We start from the raw sequence: 23,001 nt of genomic DNA on the forward strand, positions 1-23,001 counted from the left end.
TCAGTCGGCATAACAACAGAGTCATAAAACTGTCCGTGACAGATATAGGCCTTACGGTATGCATCATTTATTATGTTATCAGAATACTGCTGACCGGCAGAGAGCATGTTGACTATACCGTATTTCTATTGATTTCAGCCGTGGCATTGTGTTACATATTTTCCCGAATGAGTTCATCAACAAATATAATTGTAATCGGCGTATTAATCTCATCCATGCTACAATCAATGATAATTTTTGCACAACACACAGGCTTAATACCGAGCGGCAACATTGTATATCCGTGTACCGGATCATTTGACAATCCCGCACCCGCAGCATGCTATATCGTTCTGGGTATAACTGCCTCCCTATTGTTCATAAAGCATTATCGACACATAACATCAATATGCATACTGTTACAGCTCTCGGCGTTATATATACTTAGCTCCACAGCAGCATGGGCAGCACTGATAGCCGGTATTTTATACGTCATTTACATGCATGTCGGATCAATTGTCATATTAGGCAAGGTGATAACAACGCTAATATGCGCCGGCATTTTGCTGCTTATAATAATCGGAAGCCATAGTCCATCGGCTAAAGGCCGAATGATGATATGGGATATATCAATACCCCTTATGCTCCGGAATCCAGTCTTCGGTCTTGGAGAAGGAGCCTTTCACAGGGAATATATGTTGGTACAGGCACAATATTTTACAGAGCATATGAAATCGCCCTACATATCCGTTGCCGACAATATAATATACCCTTTTAATGAATATATAGGTATCATTGTAGGATACGGACTTTTTGGAATAGTGCTGACGGCAGGAGTTATTATATTGACATTCAAAGCATCCGGTCAGAAAAACTCTTTTTTATTGTCATGCATTGTGGCATTTATGGTATTTGCCGGTTTTTCTTACCCGTCAGAATCTTTACCGCTATTAATACTCATTTCAGTATTATCAGGAAGATTGGAATTACCCTCGATATATAGATTTAAGTTCAATATGCCAATAAAAGCCGGCATTACATTTATATCACTTTCTGCAATAATAGTATCATCAGGTGAATACCACAGTCTACTAAAACTCAACAATGCAGTTAACGAGTTATATAAGTCAGGAAAAGACATTGAAGATGATTTATATAATAAATATGTCGGTAATCGCAACTTTAATGATTATTATATGGCACAACTGTCGCGAGATAAAAATATGATATCCAATCCGCGCATTAACGACGCATTTCCTTCTTGTGAAAATTTTGTCGCCATCGGAACATTTCATTATGCAAAACTGGAGTTCGTATCGGCAGAGTATTACTTTAAGCAAGCATCGGCAATGCTGCCAAACAGGATAATTCCACGTTATAAATTGTGGGAATTATATTCCGACATCGGTATGACGGAAAAGGCGCTGAAAGTGGCACACGACATAATATCGACGAAAGAAAAAATAGAAAGCACCTACACGCTTTCAATAAAAAAGAAAATGCGGCAGTTCATTGACACCAATAATAGCTGAATATTCAGCTATTATCAATCATTTTTTCACATTATATATCACTTAAATTATTAATAACTAATGTCAAAAAAAGAAACACGCCTGACCGTTGATAGCCCGTGGGAACACATCACAGTCATTTATCAGGTATTTAATACTTCAGACAACAGCTTATTATTGGCACATCCCAAGAAATTAAGTACGCAACTGCAACTAACACCATACATAAAACATTAAACTTTAATTTCCATTAATTATGAAACAGGTTACAACAATTATTATTTCCCTAATAATAGGGTTTTATACTTCGGCAACATCACAAACAAAAACGTTCAATTTATCCGATTTTAGTAATAAAGAATGGTATGCCGAATTTTCTACTGACACCTATCCCATACCACCTAAACAAGGGTGGCGATTTTCTGAGAATGGAGAAGTCACATCTTTCATATACAGTGAAAACGGAAGACATGAAGGCATTGTAAACTTCTATTTGTCAAATGCACCCGTGACAAACTTTGATTATAATAAAGTCGGTAAAACCCCACAGGGTAAATACATTGTCACTATCAATAAAGCAAACTATATCAATAATCTCGAAATTATTTCTATCTCGCCAACACGAATGTGTATTAGAAATTTGTACTACAACTCAATTCTAAACTTCACTTCTGATTAACTGAATTATCTCAACAAACAAAACCGAGGTGTTGCCAAACGTCCTTCTGCATTTTTTATCGGGTGATGTAATAATAGGGTATTATATTGGTAGATTATGCCGTCAGGATATAGTAACTTTGCGGCATGAACCTACATATCGCAAAGTTACTGACTCTGTTTTCGCTATTACTATACAGTTGCACAGGCCATGATAGCCAACGTGCAATACTCGACAAGGCGGATCGGCTGATGGATGACAATCCGAAGGCGGCTCTTTCGCTACTTGACAGTATAGACTCCCCCAGCCTGACCGATGACAGAGACCGTGCCGTCTACGCTCTGATGTACTCCCGCGCACTTGACAAGAACTATATCGACGTTACCGACGACTCGCTCATAAATATATCCATAGACTACTATGCCGACCGTAATGATGACCTCTATAAAGAGATGTCGTACTACTATCTTGCCTGCATAAAGTGCAATTCACGTGACTATGCGGCAAGCATGAAAGCCGCGTCAGAAGCCCTGCGCATAGCGCTCGCCATAACAGATGACCGCGAGACCGCACGGGCCTATGAGCTGATGGCCGACCTGTATAACGCCACTTACAGCGCAAGCCGCGCGCTACGTTATCGCCTCCTTGCCCGTGAGTATTACCGCAAGGCGGGACTGCCGCGCGAGACCACCTATGCGGAACTTGACCTTGCCATCGCATACTACAATGACCGCCAACACCAACGCAGCATAGCATTGCTCGACAGTCTGCTCGAATTGCCGTCAGGCGACTCTCTTTTCAGGGCCCATTGCCTAAGTGCACTTGTAAGACCACTGCTATATACCGATGACTATCAAAGAGCAGCCGAGACCGCGACAGAGCTTGCCAAATACCGTCAGGTATACACGCTTACCGGGCAGGACTATGCCAACATTGCGGAAATACATATGCACAACGGTAATCTTGAAAAAGCCCAAGCCTGCATAGAACGCGGCTCGACGGCAAGCGCTGAAGCCATACAGGTGGATATGGCGCGCTACAAGATGCACCTCATGGAGGGCCGGCACGACAGCATGATAGCCGACTACCGGCGCATGGTAAGCCGACAAGACAGAATACTGTCGGAAGCACTGCGACATACCGTGACCGGGGCAGAACTCGAGTATGCCGACATACAGACTGAAGCTGCGACCGACAATACAAAACGGGCAAGACGAACAGGTATAATCATAGCATGCGGACTGCTTGCGCTGACAATAGGAGTAGCAACAGTGGCGCGACTACAGTTGTCAATGAAAAATGCGGAAATAAGAAAGCATGTCAATGACATACGCGAGATAAGTCGTCAGCTCAATGACACCCGTACTGAAACCTCCCGACTGCATGACAGGGTCGATACACTATTTCGCGAACGGTTCAGAACACTGAACAGATTATGCGACCAGTATTACGAGGCCCTAAATGCGCCTTCGCCACAACTACAAAAGTCGGTTTATAACAATATAGTCAAGATGCTTACGGAGTTGCGATGCCCGTCAGAACTGTCAAAGCTGAAAGATATTGTAAACGAACATATGAATGGCATAATCGCCCGGCTTGAGTCGCAACTCCCTGAACTTGATGCTGACGACGTGGCATTTCTGACATACTTATATGCAGGCTTCTCGGCCAAAGCGGTGTGCTTGTTCACCGGCATGTCAAAAGGCAATTTTTACGTCAGACGGCGCAGACTGCGCTCCCAGATAGAACGCAGCCGCGCCGCCGATAGCGACATGTTTCTTTGTCGGCTATAAATATATATTTTCCTGCTTAATTTTATTTGTCGAGGATGACGGGCCAGCCGTCGTCCCAACGTATCTCGCGGAGGAAGAGCTTGCTCGCACCGTTACGGCTCTTGTCGTAGGCGTGGGCGGCAATGTACCATTTGCCGTCGAATTCATAGACGCTGCAGTGCCCTACTCCACTGTATTTGTCGCTTTCGCCAACAAGCAGTGTGCCGCCTGTAGCGGCCATGTCCTTCCCCTCCTTGTCAAGATAAGGGCCGGTAACGTTTTTGCTTCGGCCCACAACCGTCTTGTAGTTGCTGCTCAATCCCTTGCAGCAGAAATCGTGGCTGGCAAAAAGGTAATAGTAACCGTCATGATACGTGATAAATGGCGCTTCGATGGCATTGTTGTTGGCCGTGGGCTGCAAGTGCGCCATCGATGCGGGATTGCGTCGGCGTGCTATAGTCTTGGGCTCTCCAACGGGGGTCTTCATGTCTTTTTTAAGCTGCACGAGCTGTATGCCATCCCAGAAAGAGCCGAATGTGAACCACGGACGGCCTTTTTTGTCTATGATGATGTTGGGGTCGATGGCATTCCAGTCATTTACTCCGGGCTGCGACATGATGACCATGCCGAGATCCTCCCATTTGTAATCGGGCGAATCGGGATTGAGAGTGTTGTTTACGGCCACACCTATAGCCGATATATTTTTGTAGAATGTAGAACAGCTGTAATACAGATACCACTTGTCACCCACCTTAATTATATCCGGAGCCCAAGTGTGACCACCATAGGCCGGTACCGGATTTTTAGGCCATTCGGGGATAGGGTCGAGCGGAGCCTTCTCCTGCTTCCACTCTATCATGTCGGGCGACGACATCATGCCCACACCATATCCGGTAGTAAACATGTAGTACTTACCGTCCTCATAAGCCATGACAGGGTCATGGACATCGGGGTACTTAGAGTCAAATACATAGCGCCCCCGCTCCCGGGGCTTGGCAAGCACGCGAGTAAGAAAATCAGCTATGCCTCCGCATGCCTGCTCGTGATGCTCATACGAAGGGAAGCCGTGGGTACCGTCTTTCACTGTCATCGTCTCGCAGTCGGTGTAACGCGACTTGGCCTTATCCATAGTACCGCCTACGGCTATCATATCCTTGTCGCCGTAGACAATAAACACCTTTCCCTTGAACGCGCCTATCGTATCGAGCATGTCGAGGCCGTTGATCTTCTCATAGTAGACACGGCCGAGCTTCATGCCCATAACATCCTGCGGACGTCCGCCGTCGGCGTCAAAGCGCTTGAGCATCATGGGAGCGGTATCGGGGATTGTCAATGCCGGATAGACCAGTACAAGCGCCTTGAAAAGGTCGGGATTGGCAGCCGTAGTAAGACCTGCCACGAGCCCGCCCTGACTGCATCCGAGAAGAGCCATGCGGGTAGTGTCGACAAAATCCCAAGTCTTGGCCTGACGTGCTATGTCCTCCACATTTTCCTGCTCGGCAAACACAGTCATTTCGGTAGTCTTTCCATCACTACGGCTATTATTGCCGCCACCGCAGAAGTCAAATACATAACTTGCCACTCCGCGCATGGCCAGAGTAGCTGCGTAGTCCTGCGGCTCATAATGGCTGCTGTTATAGCCGTGGGCCATTATCACCAACGGTTTTTTGGCCTCGGCGGTATTGGGAATATACGCCTTTCCCCATATGTTTTTACCGTCGCGGCTCTTGCAGTTTATTTCCCTGACGGTAAACGGGTCGTTACTGTCAGGGAAATTCTTGGCCTTCATCGTATAGTCGGGAAAGTCATTGAGGCGATTACGCAAAAATACGTCTATATTAGCGCGCTGATCCTTGAACTGCCAGCTAAGCCACGCCCTCAGCATGCGGGAGAATGAGCCTCCGTAAGGTTCATGAAATGTGCCTCCGTGCCCGGCACGGAGATGATTGGCAAACGCCACAGGCACATTATCGATACGGTCATAATCCGACAGTGCATTGCGGTAAGCCATATCGCTATCACCCCCGACAAGATATAAAATTGGGCCATGAAGATTTTTAAGCGACTCGGGGCTCGCGCCGGCCATCTCCATGTCGCCCATGCCGGCATTGAACATAATACAGCTTTTCACCCGGTTGTCAGCACAGTTGGCAAGCGTCTGCGCACCTCCGCAACTATGACCGCCGAGTGCAACAAACTCCATATCGATATAACCATAATACGGACTCTTTTTATCACCGTTCTGCGCTTCGGCCCAATCCATAGCCAACTTCATGTCCTCGGTAGGTGACTTACGAAGTTCGCGGTCATTTATACTATCTTGCATTTCCCCGAGAGCTATCACAAAATACCCGTAGGAGGCAAGGTCATTAAGCATACGTTCATAAGGCAACGATGTGTCGTTGCACGCTCCGTTGGCAAATACAAAAAGCGGCAGAGGGCCTTCATGAGTCACTGCGGCAGACATGTCGCAAGGACGATATACAACAAAACCGGGCAGAGATGCCTCGGAAACAGCTTCGGCCTTATAAGGGCCGCTTCCACCGTCATCGATGACTTTTCTTGACGGCGCTGCCGACACTGTAACAGTCAACAGTGTCAGCATAAATGTTACAAATAATCGATTCATATTGATTGGTTTATATAATTATCAATAACGTACCGTCGGTATACAACGGCCCAACTAATTTAGTCAATAAATCGCAATAATAGCCCGTTTGACCGCTAAAAAATATTCCGACCGCAAAAATGCTCTTCCCTTAGCGTTAAATATTTAGATATTCAACCCGAACCCGGCAAATAGCAGGGCCGATATTTCAGTCCGACAAAGAATATTCCGTATTTTTGCCCTATATAAAACAATCAAATTATGGCACACTGGAAAAAAGTATTATTGCTTGTTGTAATTCTGCTTTCGGGATATCAGCCGGTCAAGCCGGATTCCAAAAACATCATTTTGATGGAGTCAGATATACCAGCTACTATACAGGCAGCGACTCCAAGAGCTGGATAGACTACCCGTCATGCCACGGCACAGGACGTTGCTTCAATTGCCACGGTACCGGACGCCAATAAGAACTTGGGCCGGTTAAAAGCGGTTGAGACTTTCTTAACAGCAAAATAATTTCATGGAATTTTATTCCATATAGCGGCTATATGGAATATTTTTTTTAACTTTGTGGGCAATTTTTCCGCACAGGCATGAAGAAGCAGTGGCCCGAGCCGCTCGCCTGACGGAGTTAACAAGTAACATTATCAAATAAAATGTACGCTATTGTAGAAATCCAAGGACAGCAGTTCAAGGCAGAAGCCGGCAAGTTCTTGTATGTTCACTTTCTCGGCGAGGACAAAAAAGCGGGCGACGCAGTAGAATTTGACCGCGTGCTCCTCCTTGATGCCGACGGTAACGTTAAAGTTGGCGCTCCTACCGTTGAAGGAGCCAAAGTAGTATGCGAAGTGGCCGAGCCGCTCGTAAAAGGTGACAAAGTAATCGTCTTCAAGAAGAAAAGACGTAAAGGCTATCGCCGCAAAAACGGCCATCGCCAGTGCTTCACCAAGATAGTGATTAAAGATTTGGTAGCTTAACCCCATTAAAATCTTAAAGAAATGGCACATAAGAAAGGTGTAGGTAGTTCGAAGAACGGACGTGAGTCGGAAAGCAAACGACTCGGAGTTAAGATTTTTGGTGGCCAGCACGCTAAAGCAGGCAACATCATCAAGCGCCAGCGCGGTACAGTGCACCATCCGGGTGAAAACGTAGGCATGGGCAAGGATCATACCATCTACGCTCTTGTTGACGGTGTAGTGCTCTTTACCGAGGGTAAAGGCGGCCGCCAGTACATCAATGTCACTCCCGACGCAAAGGCATAACGCCCAAGCGCTCAACAACGACAACAAAAAAAGCAGTTTCCGGTATCCGGAAGCTGCTTTTTTATGTCTACACACAACGTCGGCCCCGCGAGTACACCCCGCACACCCGGAGGGCCATACAAGCAGGGCGTTATAAGGGATTAGCTGCAAAAACCGGTTGAAGTGTCAAATACAGCAGATTGGTAGGGGCGCCAGTAGTACGGCGCCCGCAAATCCGGATGGCCATACAGGTCGCATACCCGGAACACGACATACAATAGTGGCGCCCGCAAATCCGGATGGCCTATGGCAGAGCAATTGTAGAAGACCATACGGTCGCAGCCGGACGCCGTGATACTGGCGTCCCTACCTACATTAGCAGTAACAACCAACTGACTCATTCAACATTGCCCTATTCATCCTGCGAGCCTGTAAAGGCTCGTGCTGTTTGTTAGCCGGGCACGAAGTGTCCGGATTGGAAATTTGGTGTCAAATGGCTGCGAGTCTGACAAGACTCGTGCTTATGGCTACTGACTGCACGATGCAGGCATGAGTCTTTGCAGACTCATCATTGATGCGATGAGACCCTGACAACCGGAGACTGCGGCATCCTACGTATGCCTTGTCCCCGGCTTACATTTGGCAGGAGCCTTTGCAGGCTCACAGGCGAATCCCCTACGGACATGTCTCGCGTCCCCGACGCGATGTCATTGACCGACGGACAACCTATCCCACGAACCGCGCTAACGCGCTTATCGTGGAGCTACACACATCAAGCGCCTCTGATACACTCACTATCATCCCGCCACATGTCAGAGACATAACAGACTCTCTCCACACTATCAAATAGCCTTGCAAACACCCTGACAAGACCATTCGTAACACAACTTTGCGTAGGAAAACCTCCATCAGGTCACATTACTCGCATACTATAAGGCTACTATTGTCTTATAAATCCATATTTTTGTAAATACACGGAATATGCATATTTAATAAAACCCGCTCAATAAATCAAATAACCGGCGGCAGCCTCACACGGCAAAGCCGATGCGCCGGTAGGCGCGGAGGTATGTAGGCTGCGGGACATCGGCGGGGATGTCGGCCGGCAATATAGTAGTCAGCTGCTCCTTGTCAGGATCAGACAACTGCGACACACGCGAGGCCACGGCAGGGATAATCGACGTCGTAATCAGATTGATGACATGACGTGCGTTGCCGAAATCGGCGTCGCGATTGGCATAATCGGCGGAAAGGCGGCGGCACAGCCGATGACGCGCCTGCTCGTCAAGAGTGAAGTGATTACGTCGCAGATAGCCCTCGGCAATCTCCATAAGCTCCGGTCCATTAAAATCCTCGAAGGTAAAGATATTGCTCTGAGGTATGCGTGAACGCAGTCCGGGATTAATGTCAAACAACCGCTGCATCGGCTCGGTATAGCCGGCCAATATAAGCATCCAGTCGCGTTTCGACTCATCGGCAAGGGCCGTCATAAGAGTCTCGATGACGAAACGTCCCGGATCTTTCGGGTCATCGGGCTGGCAAAGCTGATACGCCTCGTCAATAAACAGTATGCCGCCTTCAGCTTCCTCGATGGCAGCCAGAGTATTCTCCGATTCGGAACTGTAGTATTTACCTATAAGAGTAGCCCGTTCGCGCACCACGACATGGCCCTTTGACAGCACACCAAGCTCCCGAAGCTTACTGCCGAGTATCTTGGCTACGGTAGTCTTACCTGTTCCCGGCGATCCGAGAAACATGGAATGAAGCGGGAGTGACAGACTTGAAAATCCGGCATCCTCGCGTAGTCTGTTGAAACGCACGAGAGCCGTGTACTGCGCCATGCGCTGCTTGAGCGATGCGAGCCCTACAAGGTCGTCAAGTCCCGGAGCCTTATTACCATCGGGCGCTTCTTCAGTAGTGTCAGGCATTTCATCAGGAACGGAACCGTGTTTCTCGACCATATCGCCAAAGGCCCTCCCGAACATTGAGGCATCGGTCACGGTGCGCTGCTTCAGCTCTTCCGCAGTCCACGGATTCTCAACAACGGCCCCTTCATTGGAAAACAGGAAAGTGGCAAAAACATAGGTCATACAACGAAGACACGCACAATAGACGCCTTTCACTTCATGATTTATATCAAAGCTCCACCTCACCGACAATAACTTCCTGTCGTCATCATCGGCCGACAGCCGCGAGGGTATGAGCAGCTGCCTCTCTTCCACTCCGTCAGGTCGTATCAGAGCTATCTCCACTTCAGGAAGGCTATGGATCTCGACAGGCAGCATGTTTTCGAGCTGAAACTCTACAACAGCCTCATTGCCGAGTCCGGAGCCGGGAGAAGCGACACCATAGTACTCGGGCCAACCAATAAGCACGCTACCCTTCAACGGAGAGTACCACTTGGTGGGCAGACGCAATTCCTTCAGGGCGAAGAAGCGTATCTCGCGCGACTCCAATTCCATGCGGCCGGCTTCTACCGTCACCCGATAGCGATGGTAGGGATTGATATCAGTAGCGGGCACATAAACGTCAAGACGCTCATAGCGCATGAACTCCGAGCGTGACATAGCGAAATTAACGATATTGCGTGCACCCACCGCGCGGTCATCGTCATCAATATCGCGGAGAGTCACCGCAAGTATGCCTACCTTTACGCCGCGAGAGGTACTCTTCAACGCCAATTTATTGATAATCGACATATAGACGGCCACATGGGTCTGGTGAGCGAACAGGATGAAGTGATTGCGGTTGTCAAACAGTTCGGCTCCCGGTATTTCGGAAGCGATTTTACTTGTTGAATCGTAGGGACGTATCTTGAGGTCACCTACTGAAATCTTATCATTTATATCCATAATTGTTTCTTTTTAGATTAATATATAAGAGCTGTGACACGCATGGCATGTCACAGTCGGTTAACACACATACCGGAGTCCTGCCGCGATGCCTGCATCGCCTTTGCCGCAGACCCCGAGTCCACAATGTCAAAGTACTCCCTTGAGGCTGACCATGCGCCGGCATCTGCAACCGTGCAGACACAGCACACCCTGTCATCCTTGACCTCGGTGATTAAAAATGTCTAAGGGGAGTTGTCAACGCAACGCCCATCCAAGACCTGCCTCAGGAGGCGGATCCTGCACCTTAAGATGTTGTAGGGAGTTACGTGTCATTGTGTTGACCTTGTGTTTTTAGTTGATCTAAAAAGAATTAAAACCGGTCATTCCATATCATGAAATGACGATTATGCGGCAAATATAACCAATGCCTGATAAATTTCCAAATTTTCTTTATCATCACTACATAAAAAATCCTGACAGAAATACCGGCGGTTATCGGAGATTGCGGTACCGAAGTTGCCAGAATGCGACAGCGGCTGCAGCGGCCACATTGAGCGAGTCGACATTGTGGGCCATAGGTATACGCACTACATAATCGGTCGAGGCTATGGTATGAGCCGCAAGGCCGTCGCCCTCAGTGCCCATGACTATAGCAAGCCGCGGCTCGGCCATAAGTGCAGGGTCATCAAGCGAAACGGAGTCATCGGACAGAGCCATTGCGGCAGTGCGTAGCCCAAGAGTGCCGAGATCGGCCACGGGTCGGTCAAGCCATGTCCATGGCACAAGAAACACCGAACCCATCGACACCCTGACGGCTCTGCGGTTAAGAGGGTCGCACGATGACGGGGTCAGCAGCACGCTGTCGATGCCGAGAGCGGCTGCCGAGCGGAATATGGCTCCGATATTGGTCGTATCGACCACGCCGTCAATGACAACTATGCGCCGTGCATCGCGACACACTTCTTCTACAGAGGGGAGTTCTGGTCTACGCATGGCACACAATACTCCACGTGTAAGCTTATAACCGGTCAACGAGGCGAGCAGTTGACGGTCGCCGGTATATATAGGGATGTCACCACACCGGTCGATGATGGCGGCAGCGTCACCGGCTATGTGACGACGCTCGCAAAGCAATGATACCGGAACATAGCCTGCATTGAGCGCCACATCTATTACTTTAGGACTTTCAGCGACAAACAACCCTTGCTCGCTATGAAGTCGGTTGCGCAGCTGCGCCTCGGTTAGTGCAGAGAAAACCTCCACACCATCCTGCGATAACGATGATATCTCTATGACCGGCATAATGAAGTATATATTACTATTAAGGCTGCAAAGATAACGATTTTATCCGGCACAAAGCAACCTGATTACCTAAGGCTTGGATTGTATATGTTAATTTAGTAAATTTGTCACTATACATTTTAATCATCACATATATAATTATAATGAATCCAAACTGTAAATTAAAAACGGCGGCACTCGCGGTAATACTGATCAGTGCCTCGGGCGTTATCATGGAAACACAGGCGGCCAACCCTATTCTGCCTATGTGGGAGTATATACCTGACGGAGAGCCTTACGTATTCGAGGACCCCGACAACCCCGGAAAGTTCAGAGTATATCTTTACGGCTCACACGACAACCTCGTGACCGAATACTGCGGACGCGACCAAGTCGTGTGGTCAGCCCCGGTCGAGGATCTTAACAACTGGCGCTGCGACGGCATAATATTTGAATCGCGCAGAGATGCGAACGGCAAACCGTTGTACGCCAACGGCCAAAGCGATGTGCTCTATGCACCCGACGTGACTATGAAAACCGACGCGAACGGCAACAAGACATATTATTTATATCCAAACAATCAGGCCGGAGGGCGACAGGGCATGATAGCGAAGTCATCGCGGCCCGACGGACCGTTTGAAGTATGCAACTGGAGCAGCGATGACCCGAAGCTCGCAGTTGGCGACCTGCGCTTTGACCCGGCCGTGTTTGTAGACGATGACGGCAAAGTATACGGCTACTGGGGCTTCGAGGAATCATGGGGAGCAGAGATGGATCCCGAAAATATGGCTACGGTAAAAGCCGGAACCAAAGCGGTCAAAAACATGATACCGAGCAACAAGCAGGATGAACTCTTCCGCTTTTTCGAAGCATCGTCGATGCGTAAAATCAAAGACAAATATGTACTTGTATACAGCCGCTGGACAAATGACGGCGAATTCGGGCTACCTCAATCCAACTACACGCTCGCCTACGCATACTCCGACAATCCTCTCGGACCTTTCACTTATGGCGGCACAATAATAGACGGACGAGGACGGCTCACGACCCCTGACGGAAAGACCATAGCCACAGCGACGCCGGGAGGCAACACGCACGGCAGCATAGTCGAAATAAACGGACAATGGTATGTATTCTATCATCGTCAGACCGGCACAAATGAATTCTCACGTCAGGCCATGGTGGCACCCATAGAGGTCAAAGTCACGGAAGGACCGGGAGGCAAGGTGGAGATATCGGAAGGTGAATATACTTCGGAAGGGTTTGAGCTCAACGGCCTGAACCCGCTTGAACGCCACTCGGCAGGTATAGCGTGCTACTACACAGGCCCTGAGCCTGCGCGTGCGTCGTTCCCCAACTTCCTGTTCACAGGCTCGTATGTCGACGCACTGCGTCCTAAAATAGAGGGCTATGACAAGCCTTATGACCTGCGTGTCAACCATGCTCCGGTAGTAAACAACACAGCCGGATCAACGGTAGGATATAAGTACTTCAATTTTGACGCTCTGTCAGGAGATAGTAATGCCAAACTGCTTGTAAGCCTTACACCGGGAGGCATTGACTCATCAATCAGAATCATGATAGATGATCCGGTAAAGGGCAAGGAAATAGGCCGTCTTGACATTTCCGGTGCGCTACCACAGGAAGCTATAGAGTTAAGCACTCCTGTCAAGATTGGCAAAAACGTCAAAGGCAAGCATGCGTTGTTCTTTGTATTTGACTCTCCGACAAAAGGTAAGTCAACATGTACGCTTAACAATTTCGTCTTTTCAAAATAATCATCATTTGAATATATAAATAAAGGGGATAGCTGTAACAGCTATCCCCTTTATTTATATATCTTTGGTATTAAAACGGCTCTTCTTCAGCAAAAGAATCGACAGCTATATCATGCTTCTCCGCATAAGTCTCCTTAATAAAGAACACACAAAACGCGCCTATTAACAGAAGTACGCCTGCAAGCACTATCATGTTGAGCTGCGAGTGTCCGCCAAGCAGTCCGAACACAATACCTCCGAGAGCAGCAGCCACAATCTGAGGTATGGTTATAGTACCGTTGAAAAGGCCGAGATAAGCACCCATATGCTTACCGCTTATAGAATTGGTAAGTATGGTAAAGGGCATAGCCAACATAGCGGCCCATGCAGTACCGACCAAGAAGTAGCTGATGAAAAGCAACCACTTGTCATGGAAAAACAAAGTGGAAATAAATCCGATGCCCCCAATTACAAGACTTATACAATAAGCCATGCGCCGGTTCTTGAAATTAGGCAATATGGCAGCCCATACGACAGAGCCTATGGCCTGTACAGCAAACAGTATGCCGTTCCAGTTAGCTGCCTCCTGATAGTTGGCTGTCTGCGTGCCCTGTGAGGCGTCCCAGCCATAAGCCTGCTCAGCCACTCCACCAGTATTGTAGGTCCACATGTACATAAACGCAGCCCAACAGAAAAACTGCACGAGACCCACCGTCCAGAACACTTTGGGAGCCTTGATGAGCAGGTGTATGAAACCGCTCTTTTCGTTGTCATCACTCTGAGTTATGCCATGGTATTCGGCATATTCTTTGGGCGGCATCTCTTTTACCTTACAGAACGTGTATATGACACAAGCGATAAGTATAGCAGCTCCGCCGTAAAAGGAGTATGTTACCGAGTCAGGGACTTTGTTACCTTCGGCCACATTACTGATACCTATCCAAGCAAGAACAAAAGGAACGATAAAGCCGACTACCGAACCGGCATTACATAAAAAGCTCTGTATTGAATACGCGAGACCTTTCTGCCGCTCGTTCACCATATCGCCGACAAGCATCTTGAAAGGTTGCATAGATATGTTGATCGACAGGTCAAGAAACATAAGCGCAAACGCGCCGAATATAAGAGCCGCACCTACGGCAAGATGGAAACTGCCGGCATTAGGCAATAGCGCCATTACGACAACCGCCAATATCGAGCCGAAAAGCAGATAAGGCAACCGGCGGCCGAAACGGTTCCATGTACGGTCGCTCAGTGTACCGACTATAGGCTGGATGACAAGCCCCGCAAGCGGAGGCAATATCCAGAAATAACTAAGCTCGTGCGGGTCGGCACCAAGAGTGGCGAAAATACGCGAGATGTTGGCACTCTGAAGCGCATAGGCTATCTGAACGCCGAAAAATCCGAAACTCAAGTTCCATAACTTCCAGAAACTCAAGTCGGGCTTGACTTTTGCTTTCATGAGTAGACAAGTGGTTTTGTATTTTACAATATCTTTAGAATTCTAACGGCAAATATAACACATTTTTTGCTTATATCCTTGATTTTATAATTTAAAAACCGGCATAACGTCATAATTTTATAATTTGTCTGTTCAACCGGCAATGTAGAACCGAGAAATATTTTCTTTTAAATATAATAAAAAACAAAAAACTAATCATTTAATACCTCTAACATGTAAAAATACTATTCCACAGTCCGTAGCGGTATAAAATCTCCCAAGTTTTATGTACTTTTGCAACCGGAATTAATAAAATAAGAAACAATAACGATTATGGCACTTCAATGCGGCATAGTAGGACTGCCCAACGTAGGCAAGTCTACACTATTCAACTGTCTCTCCAATGCAAAGGCTCAGTCAGCCAATTTCCCTTTCTGTACCATCGAGCCAAACGTAGGCGTGATAACAGTGCCTGACGAACGTCTTACAAAACTTGTGGAGATGTGTCAGCCGAAGAGCGTGGTACCCGCGACAGTGGAGATAGTGGATATAGCCGGCCTCGTAAAGGGCGCAAGCAAAGGCGAGGGTCTCGGCAACAAATTTCTTGCCAACATACGAGAGACCGATGCCATAATACATGTACTGCGCTGCTTTGACGACGACAACATAACACATGTAGACGGAAACGTGGATCCCGTACGCGATAAAGAAATAATAGACTACGAACTGCAACTCAAGGACCTTGAGACTGTAGAAGCGCGTATAGCCAAAACTCAGAAACAGGCACAGACCGGCGGCGATAAAACGGCCAAGATGCAATATGAAGTACTGTGCCGGTTCAAAGAGTCACTTGACCAAGGAAAACCAGCACGCTCAGTGACATTTGACAGCGTGGACGAGCAGCGTTTCGCCCGCGACTTGTTTCTGCTTACCAACAAACCGGTATTATATGTATGTAATGTAGACGACGCATCGGCTGCGACAGGCAACAGCTACGTGGAAGCGGTAAAAGAGGCGATAAAAGATGAAAACGCGCAGCTTCTTATAGTAGCCGCACAAACCGAAGCGGACATAGCGGAACTCGACACTTGGGAGGAGCGTCAGGAATTTCTAAATGAAATAGGCCTTGAAGAGTCGGGTGTCAGCCGATTGATACGCTCGGCTTATGCGCTGCTTAATCTGCAGACATATTTTACAGCAGGTCCCGACGAGGTAAGAGCTTGGACCTTCATGCGTGGATCCAAAGCGCCTCAATGTGCCGGCATAATACACACCGACTTTGAAAAAGGGTTCATACGGGCTGAAGTCATCAAATATGACGACTACGTTACACTTGGTGGCGAAAACGGAGTTAAAGAAGCCGGTAAACTCGGCATCGAAGGAAAAGAATATGTAGTCCAAGACGGCGACATAATGCACTTCCGCTTCAACGTGTAAACTTTTCAGTAAAAGTCCGCGTTATTTAAATGAATGTTTCAACGATTTTAGATATGAGCGGGAAATTGCAAATATTTATTGCAATACTTATCATTTATCCTCTGGGGTCGGCAGCTCAGGGGATAGATGAGATTATTGCTGCCTTAAAGTCGGCCGATTGTTATGAAGCGACAGTCGACTATCAGGTATTGATGTCGCTTCAAGACGATGTGGCCTATAAAATCAGGTTAAATTCAATGCAGGCGCAAGGCGACACTCTCGCGCCTTGCGATTACCTGATCGATTGGACCTTAGAGACTCCATCTGGAAACACGTCAGGCTTCTCGGCCTACTTCGATGGCAATGCCTACAACTTTCGAGGCGACCGGTTGCTTGAATATCATTATTCATGGGATTCCATACCGTTTAAACCCAGAGGAATGTCGGCGGCCGCCTTGCCCGGAGTACAGCGTCAGGCCCAATTTACCGGACTGCTTCCGCAGTTTATAGCCGAAGAGTTGTCAAATATAGCACAAAATGAAGATTTCCGCTACACATGTCACACCGACACAACGGTGAATGACATACGATGTGTTGCTGTTGACGGAGAGATGGTCATGAGCGGAGTCACATACAAGGAATTCATGTATGCTTTTGACCACACGACCATGATGCCGGTATATATCGAACTGGAGAATAATCCGGGGGCACTTGCCGAACAAACCATAACGGCAGCCTACAGCAATACAGCAGAACGATGCCAGACGCTTGGAGAAGATGTCCTTAAAAACACTTACCCTGAAATTTTCGAAAAATACAGGGAAAGCAATTATGCGATAGAAAATCTTCCCGGACAACGTCTGCCCGGTTTCGCACTACCGACCACAACACGCGAACGTTACTCAAGACGTCTCGGCGATTCATTTCGCTGCCCTACCCTGCTTGTGCTTCTTGATCCGACCTCATCTTTTGCTGAAGCCACAGTCAAAGCCATACGTTCGGCCGTAGACTCACTTCCATATAATGCCGACGTCATATGGGCATTTGTAAGCAACAATACCGACGAAATTGAAAGCGTGATACCGTCGGTGCGCCCGGGCGAACACCTCTTGACCAGCGCCAAGTCGCTTGCCCGCGATTGCGGAGCCGCCGCATTTCCGGTTACTGTCATAACACGTGCCGACGGTACCGTAGCCGACGTGGTGATCGGATACAACAATGACCTCACTCCGGTTGTTATACAAAAAGCGGCATTGGCCGTAAAATAAAAATTATCTAACAAACTTTATGTAATTATGGAAACCGTATATTTCACCGGAAACGCGTGTCACACATCATGCAATCTTCCCGAAGTAGGAACAAAAGCCCCCGACTTCACTCTTGTTGATGCCGATCTTAAAGAGGTCAATCTTGAGTCGTTTCCCGGCAAAAAGATAGTTCTCAATATATTTCCCAGCCTCGACACAGCCGTATGCGCCATGAGCGTACGAAAATTCAACGAAAAAGCAGCAGGCAAAAAAGGAGCTGTGGTACTATGTGTGTCAATGGACCTGCCGTTTGCAGCCAAGCGCTTCTGCACTGTAGAGAATATAGCCGACGTATATCCTGCATCAGCATTCCGCTCGCCCGAGTTTGTCAAAGAATATGGCGTTGAACTCGTTGACGGTCCGTTGAAAGGGCTGCTCGCACGTGCAGTCATAATCATAGACGAGAACCGCAATGTCATATATCGCGAGCTGGTCGACGAGATAACTCACGAGCCAGATTATGAGGCAGCATTGAAAATGATCTGACGCAAGACTAACACTTTGTATCTAAAAACTCACTGTAGAGGCGGATATAGTCCGCCTCTTCATATATGTCGGAAGCAAGAACCATACACACGGCTCCGGGCGAAAAGTTATCGATAGAACGCCATATGCCCGAAACTACCAAAAGTCCTTCGGCAGGCTCGCTCATATGGTAAGTGCGCTTATTACACCCGTCATCGACAGTTATATCGAAACTACCATGTAAAGCCACTATTATCTGATCAAGGCTTTTATGAGAATGATGTCCGCGCGACACACCGGCCGGCACATCATATATAAAATATACCCGCTTTATTACGAATCCTTCTATCGATCCATTTTCGATGACAGCGATAGTACCGGTCGATGAATCACCGTGAGTGTCAAGAGTTATCAGCCGACAACTGTCAATCGAGGCAATACGTCTATCGTCTTGTTCTTTATCAGCATGCATAATCATTGATTATTTCAGATATATCACCGGCATCGGCCAAAGAGATACATACCGGATTGACCGGAAGACTCACTACCTCGCGTGCAAGAGCCTCAGTTATCGGATAACGGCTAAAAACGCCGTTTTTATAACAAGACTGCAAGTGAGGGGGCACCGGATAGTGTACGTCTGTCTCCACTCCACATCGCAACATATAACGACGAAAATGCTCACGATCGCCAACACGCACGACATATTGATGCCATACATGTCCGGCAGAGCCATAATCAGGGAGCATCACAAGCTTATTTACGATTCTACTTCGGTATATAGCGGCTATAGCTCTCCGTCTTTCATTCAAAGCATCTATATCCTGAAGTTTTATACGGAGCATGGCAGCCTGTATAGGGTCGAGCCTACTGTTGTAACCGCAATAAATCTTGTCATACCGGTCATTACCGCCATAATTTCCCAAGGCCCTTACCGTATCGGCCAACGCGGCGTCATCGGTGGTCACGGCACCGGCATCGCCGAGCGCCCCGAGATTTTTCGTAGGGTAAAAACTGAATGCCGCAGCATCGCCAAGATGGCCGGTACGTTCTGCTCCGACAAAGGCGCCTATGGCCTGAGCATTATCCTCTATAATTTTCAATCCGTAATTATTGGCGATTTCGCGTATGACCTCCATTTCACACGGTCTGCCATAGAGATGTACCGGCATTATGGCACGAGTGCGCGGAGTCACGGCATCGGCAATTGCATTAACATCGATATTGTAAGACATCATGTCGGACTCTACCGGAACCGGCACAAGCCCTGCATGAGTCACAGCAAGGAATGTAGCGATATATGTATTGGCCGGCACAATAACTTCGTCACCGGGTGACATAACTCCGAGAGCGATATATGACAGCAGTATGAGACGTAATGCGTCAAGCCCGTTGGCTGTGCCTACAGCATACCGGCAACCGCAGAATGCGGCAAGTTCACATTCAAACTCCTCGACCTCACGACCGCCTACATAGCGGCCACCGGCTATAACATGTGAACATACATCGCGCAGTCGGGCGGCATAGGGTTCATTGACCAGCCCGAGATCAAGAAAAGGATATTTACGAACGCTTTTACTGCAATCCATTTTCAGCAAGTTGCATAAGATATGCTCCGTAAGCGTTATTAGCCATAGGTGCGGCAAGAGCAAGCAGTTGTGAGCCGGTTATATAACCTTTCCTGAATGCGATCTCCTCAAGCGCGGCAACATGAAAACCCTGACGCTTCTCTACCGACTCTATAAAAGCCGACGCTTCCTGCAGCGAGTCCACAGTACCAGTATCAAGCCATGCGAATCCTCGCCCGAGCAGCTTAACCGCCAATGATCTGCGTTCAAGATATTCAAGGTTTACAGAAGTTATTTCCAGCTCACCCCGAGCCGAAGGCTTCACTCCCTTGGCTATCTTCACGACATCGTTGGGATAAAAATATAGGCCTACAACCGCATAGTCCGATACCGGGAACTCCGGTTTTTCCTGAATATCCACCGCATTTCCCTCTTTGTCAAAATCAACTACACCGTAACGCTGTGGATCTTTAACCTTATAAGCAAATATAACGCTCTTTCTCTGTTGTGCAGTAATGCGTGCGGCATCAAGAAGCATGCCGGTAAAGCCTTGTCCGTAAAATATGTTGTCGCCAAGTACGAGACATACGTCATCATCTCCGATAAAACGCTCTCCGATAATAAAAGCCTGCGCGAGCCCTTCCGGCTTGGGTTGCTCGGCATAACTGAACTTGACTCCTATAGCTGCTCCATCTCCAAGCAACCTTTTAAAGCCGGGAAGGTCATCGGGAGTCGATATGATCAGGATATCTCGAATTCCGGCAAGCATCAATACCGATATCGGATAATATATCATTGGCTTGTCATAGACCGGCAGAAGCTGTTTGGATACACCTTTTGTAATCGGGTACAGCCGGGTACCGCTTCCACCGGCAAGAACTATTCCTTTCATTTTCGTACTTATTGTATTTGTTGCGCAATTTACTAATTTTTTATCAAACCGGCATTATTAGCCGCAACTAATTAAAAGACGACAGAAATCAATATTTGTACATACCGATTAAAAACAATATCTTTGCATACAACGTTATCAGAAAATGAATCTGTTTTTAAATATCATCTGGATCGTATTCGGCGGCTTCGCCATAGCCATAGAGTATATAGTATCAAGTGTGGCGATGATGTGTACCATAATCGGCATACCTTTCGGGCTGCAAACACTTAAACTTGCGGCAGTGGCTCTCGTGCCGTTTGGCACCAAAGTATTGCCGTCGTCTCCTTCCAACGGATGCCTGAACGCCATACTCAACGTAATCTGGTGGTTTGTCGGAGGCATACCCATCGCGCTTACACATGTAGGCTTCGGACTGCTGTTTTTCATCACCATAGTGGGTATACCTTTCGGAGTACAACACTTCAAACTTGCCCGGCTTGCATTGAATCCTTTCGGCAAGACTGTATAACGAGGCAATGTAAAAATACATCATGACGGCCTTATCAACAGACACGCCGGCATCACGGTGCAGTCAGGACGCTAACGGTATGGCCGAGTACATCGTATTGTCTAAACGTCAGAGTAGCGCAATTGGTTAAGAGCCCTTAATACGTTGCATAAAATACGGCTCCAATAGACCTCAAAGTCTTCTTTTACAGCGATAAGGCCGAGAATGACAAGTTCTTCAGGCACATCCTTCACGGTTTCGAGAAAGTTGTAAAACACCTGAAATATGTCGGCAAGTCCCTCCGAAATAGATGCGGCTATGGGTGTGTCGGAATACTTCATATCCTCCTCAAACACTTCAAGATATGTATCATCAGGACCAAGCAGATTCTCAACGCCGCGACGAATCGCGTCATAATAATCTTCTTCGAGTTTTCCGTCTATATATGCATCCTCGAGCACACTGTCTATCTTAAGGTCAGACGCCGAAATGTATATACGTGGCAACAGCCTCAACATCGAAGCCACAAAATTGTCACGATCAGCTTCACGAGCCCGTTCAAGAGCCTGACAATACTCGTTGCAAAGCGCAATAAAGGCAAGAGCATTATTATTTATCGATTTCCGGTCCATCGTTGTTTATATACAGTTTGTTGTTTATGATATATTCATATACCTGCGAAGGCAAGAAAAAGTTCATGTCCTTTCCCTCCGATATGCCTTCGCGGACAAATGACGATGACAACTCAATGACAGGAGCTTTAATCTGAATCACACGCGGGTCATCGATATCTCCAAGTTCGTAACCGGGACGCGGATAAATCATCAGTCCGAATTCATCAAGGATAGCCTCACTATCTCTCCATCCGCTGAAACCGCCCCAATTATCGCTGCCTATAATCAGTCTGAAACTTTTATCTGGATAACGAGTTGCAAGAGTTCGCAAAGTAGTTATAGTATAAGATGGCCGCGGGAGCGACAACTCTATGTCACAACTGTCTATCACGGAAGAGAGTCCACAAGCTATTTCAAGCATGGCAAACCTGTGACTGTCGAGGGCCAGCATCTTATCGGACTTAAACGGGCTACGAGGTGACAATACAAGCCATACCCTGTCGACAGGACCGTATTGCGCGATGTAGGACGCAAGCATAAGGTGCCCCGAATGAATAGGATTGAATGACCCGCCCAATACACCTATAACTTCTTTCACTTGGATAAGAAATCGGTTATGACCTTGTGTACTTCCGCTATAGCCTCGGAAAGGACATCATTTACCACCGTGACATCATATTCAGGGGCAAATGTCAATTCATATGCGGCTTTGCCAACACGCTCCTCGATTACTTCCGGAGCATCTGTAGCACGCTTCTCCAGTCTTGTACGCAACTCATCAATAGACGGTGGCATTATAAAAACAGACAATGCCCTGTCTCCATATATACGCTTCACGTTCATGGCGCCTTTAACGTCAATGTCAAGCACGATATTATGTCCGCTATTGATCACCCGGTCTATTTCGCTACGCAAAGTGCCATAAAACCGGCCCTGATAGACTTCTTCGTATTCGACAAAATCACCGGTATCAATCTTACGCCTGAATTCGTCTTCGGTAAGGAAGTAGTAGTGGACACCATGCTCCTCTCCTTCTCGTGGCGCACGGCTTGTAGCCGATACGGAGAAACGCATGTCTATATCGCCTTTTTCAAACAACGCGTTTATAATGGTCGACTTACCGCAGCCCGACGGCGCCGATACAATAATAATCTTACCGGACATACT

Annotated in this window: 21 protein-coding genes; 11 read left to right on the forward strand and 10 right to left on the reverse strand. The window is 47.6% G+C overall.

Features of this window, described 5'->3' with window-relative positions:
* Nucleotides 1-227: 227 nt before the first annotated feature.
* The 3 genes from FW767_RS02305 to FW767_RS02315 all read left to right on the forward strand — a co-directional run bounded on the left by FW767_RS02305 (nt 228) and on the right by FW767_RS02315 (nt 3,941).
* Nucleotides 228-1,511, forward strand: coding sequence for an O-antigen ligase family protein (locus FW767_RS02305; protein ID WP_205523783.1), 1,284 nt, complete (start codon nt 228-230; stop codon nt 1,509-1,511).
* Nucleotides 1,512-1,746: 235 nt separating this feature from the next.
* The gene (locus FW767_RS02310) at nt 1,747-2,169 is read left to right on the forward strand and encodes a hypothetical protein (RefSeq protein WP_147438687.1); all 423 of its coding nucleotides are present in this window, start codon (nt 1,747-1,749) and stop codon (nt 2,167-2,169) included.
* Nucleotides 2,170-2,294: 125 nt separating this feature from the next.
* Nucleotides 2,295-3,941 carry a tetratricopeptide repeat protein gene (locus FW767_RS02315; protein WP_147438686.1) on the forward strand — a complete coding sequence of 549 codons (1,647 nt, stop codon included), beginning with the start codon at nt 2,295-2,297 and terminating at the stop codon, nt 3,939-3,941.
* A gap of 22 nt (nt 3,942-3,963) precedes the next feature.
* Here the strand turns inward: FW767_RS02315 and FW767_RS13285 are convergent, their stop codons facing one another.
* Complete coding sequence (locus FW767_RS13285; RefSeq protein WP_235897984.1) at nt 3,964-6,549, reverse strand: alpha/beta fold hydrolase; 2,586 nt, start codon at nt 6,547-6,549, stop codon at nt 3,964-3,966.
* 240 nt (nt 6,550-6,789) lie between these two features.
* Here FW767_RS13285 and FW767_RS13105 point away from each other — a divergent pair, with 240 nt between their 5' ends.
* The 3 genes from FW767_RS13105 to rpmA all read left to right on the forward strand — a co-directional run bounded on the left by FW767_RS13105 (nt 6,790) and on the right by rpmA (nt 7,790).
* Entirely contained in the window at nt 6,790-6,933 is a 144-nt protein-coding gene (locus FW767_RS13105; RefSeq protein WP_205523784.1) for a hypothetical protein, read from the forward strand.
* 251 nt (nt 6,934-7,184) lie between these two features.
* Nucleotides 7,185-7,505, forward strand: a complete 321-nt coding sequence (rplU, locus tag FW767_RS02330; protein WP_121698119.1) for a 50S ribosomal protein L21 — start codon at nt 7,185-7,187, stop codon at nt 7,503-7,505.
* 21 nt (nt 7,506-7,526) lie between these two features.
* Nucleotides 7,527-7,790, forward strand: a complete 264-nt coding sequence (gene rpmA / locus FW767_RS02335) for a 50S ribosomal protein L27 (protein ID WP_121698118.1) — start codon at nt 7,527-7,529, stop codon at nt 7,788-7,790.
* A 1,010-nt stretch (nt 7,791-8,800) separates the two neighbouring features.
* On the opposite strand, the gene FW767_RS02340 is transcribed toward rpmA, so the two are convergent.
* The gene (locus FW767_RS02340) at nt 8,801-10,621 is read right to left on the reverse strand and encodes an AAA family ATPase (RefSeq protein WP_121698117.1); all 1,821 of its coding nucleotides are present in this window, start codon (nt 10,619-10,621) and stop codon (nt 8,801-8,803) included.
* A 474-nt stretch (nt 10,622-11,095) separates the two neighbouring features.
* Entirely contained in the window at nt 11,096-11,905 is an 810-nt protein-coding gene (locus tag FW767_RS02345; protein WP_121698116.1) for a TrmH family RNA methyltransferase, read from the reverse strand.
* 143 nt (nt 11,906-12,048) lie between these two features.
* Here FW767_RS02345 and FW767_RS02350 point away from each other — a divergent pair, with 143 nt between their 5' ends.
* Nucleotides 12,049-13,662, forward strand: coding sequence for a family 43 glycosylhydrolase (locus tag FW767_RS02350; protein ID WP_121698115.1), 1,614 nt, complete (start codon nt 12,049-12,051; stop codon nt 13,660-13,662).
* Nucleotides 13,663-13,732: 70 nt separating this feature from the next.
* On the opposite strand, the gene FW767_RS02355 is transcribed toward FW767_RS02350, so the two are convergent.
* A complete protein-coding gene (locus FW767_RS02355; RefSeq protein WP_150980316.1) occupies nt 13,733-15,103 on the reverse strand; it encodes an SLC45 family MFS transporter in 1,371 nt (456 codons plus the stop codon).
* Between the two features lie 312 nt (nt 15,104-15,415).
* On the opposite strand from FW767_RS02355, the gene ychF reads away from it, so the two are divergent.
* The 3 genes from ychF to tpx are packed head-to-tail and all read left to right on the forward strand — an operon-like array spanning nt 15,416 to nt 18,291.
* Nucleotides 15,416-16,519 (forward strand): redox-regulated ATPase YchF, encoded by a 1,104-nt coding sequence (gene ychF, locus FW767_RS02360; RefSeq protein ID WP_121698113.1) that lies wholly within the window; start codon nt 15,416-15,418, stop codon nt 16,517-16,519.
* 53 nt (nt 16,520-16,572) lie between these two features.
* Nucleotides 16,573-17,766 (forward strand): hypothetical protein, encoded by a 1,194-nt coding sequence (locus tag FW767_RS02365; protein ID WP_121698112.1) that lies wholly within the window; start codon nt 16,573-16,575, stop codon nt 17,764-17,766.
* Nucleotides 17,767-17,793: 27 nt separating this feature from the next.
* Nucleotides 17,794-18,291, forward strand: a complete 498-nt coding sequence (gene tpx / locus FW767_RS02370; RefSeq protein WP_121698111.1) for a thiol peroxidase — start codon at nt 17,794-17,796, stop codon at nt 18,289-18,291.
* A 7-nt stretch (nt 18,292-18,298) separates the two neighbouring features.
* Here the strand turns inward: tpx and FW767_RS02375 are convergent, their stop codons facing one another.
* The 3 genes from FW767_RS02375 to rfbA are packed head-to-tail and all read right to left on the reverse strand — an operon-like array spanning nt 18,299 to nt 20,730.
* Nucleotides 18,299-18,742 carry a sugar 3,4-ketoisomerase gene (locus FW767_RS02375; RefSeq protein ID WP_121698144.1) on the reverse strand — a complete coding sequence of 148 codons (444 nt, stop codon included), beginning with the start codon at nt 18,740-18,742 and terminating at the stop codon, nt 18,299-18,301.
* The gene (locus tag FW767_RS02380) at nt 18,732-19,859 is read right to left on the reverse strand and encodes a DegT/DnrJ/EryC1/StrS family aminotransferase (protein WP_121698110.1); all 1,128 of its coding nucleotides are present in this window, start codon (nt 19,857-19,859) and stop codon (nt 18,732-18,734) included. Before FW767_RS02380 ends, FW767_RS02375 begins: the two co-directional genes overlap by 11 nt.
* Nucleotides 19,846-20,730 (reverse strand): glucose-1-phosphate thymidylyltransferase RfbA, encoded by an 885-nt coding sequence (rfbA, locus tag FW767_RS02385; protein ID WP_121698109.1) that lies wholly within the window; start codon nt 20,728-20,730, stop codon nt 19,846-19,848. The genes FW767_RS02380 and rfbA overlap by 14 nt, the downstream gene beginning before the upstream one ends.
* A gap of 145 nt (nt 20,731-20,875) precedes the next feature.
* On the opposite strand from rfbA, the gene FW767_RS02390 reads away from it, so the two are divergent.
* Entirely contained in the window at nt 20,876-21,241 is a 366-nt protein-coding gene (locus FW767_RS02390) for a YccF domain-containing protein (protein ID WP_121698108.1), read from the forward strand.
* Nucleotides 21,242-21,342: 101 nt separating this feature from the next.
* Here FW767_RS02390 and FW767_RS02395 read toward each other — a convergent pair whose 3' ends face one another.
* From FW767_RS02395 to gmk, 3 genes are read right to left on the reverse strand one after another with little or no spacing between them, the layout of a single operon-like run.
* Nucleotides 21,343-21,852, reverse strand: a complete 510-nt coding sequence (locus FW767_RS02395) for a DUF5063 domain-containing protein (protein ID WP_121698107.1) — start codon at nt 21,850-21,852, stop codon at nt 21,343-21,345.
* Entirely contained in the window at nt 21,830-22,432 is a 603-nt protein-coding gene (nadD, locus tag FW767_RS02400; RefSeq protein WP_235897986.1) for a nicotinate (nicotinamide) nucleotide adenylyltransferase, read from the reverse strand. Before nadD ends, FW767_RS02395 begins: the two co-directional genes overlap by 23 nt.
* Nucleotides 22,429-22,998, reverse strand: a complete 570-nt coding sequence (gene gmk, locus FW767_RS02405) for a guanylate kinase (RefSeq protein ID WP_121698142.1) — start codon at nt 22,996-22,998, stop codon at nt 22,429-22,431. The genes nadD and gmk overlap by 4 nt, the downstream gene beginning before the upstream one ends.
* Nucleotides 22,999-23,001 lie beyond the last annotated feature (3 nt).

It is taken from the genome of Heminiphilus faecis (genome assembly GCF_008728965.1).
Classification (GTDB): domain Bacteria; phylum Bacteroidota; class Bacteroidia; order Bacteroidales; family Muribaculaceae; genus Muribaculum; species Muribaculum faecis.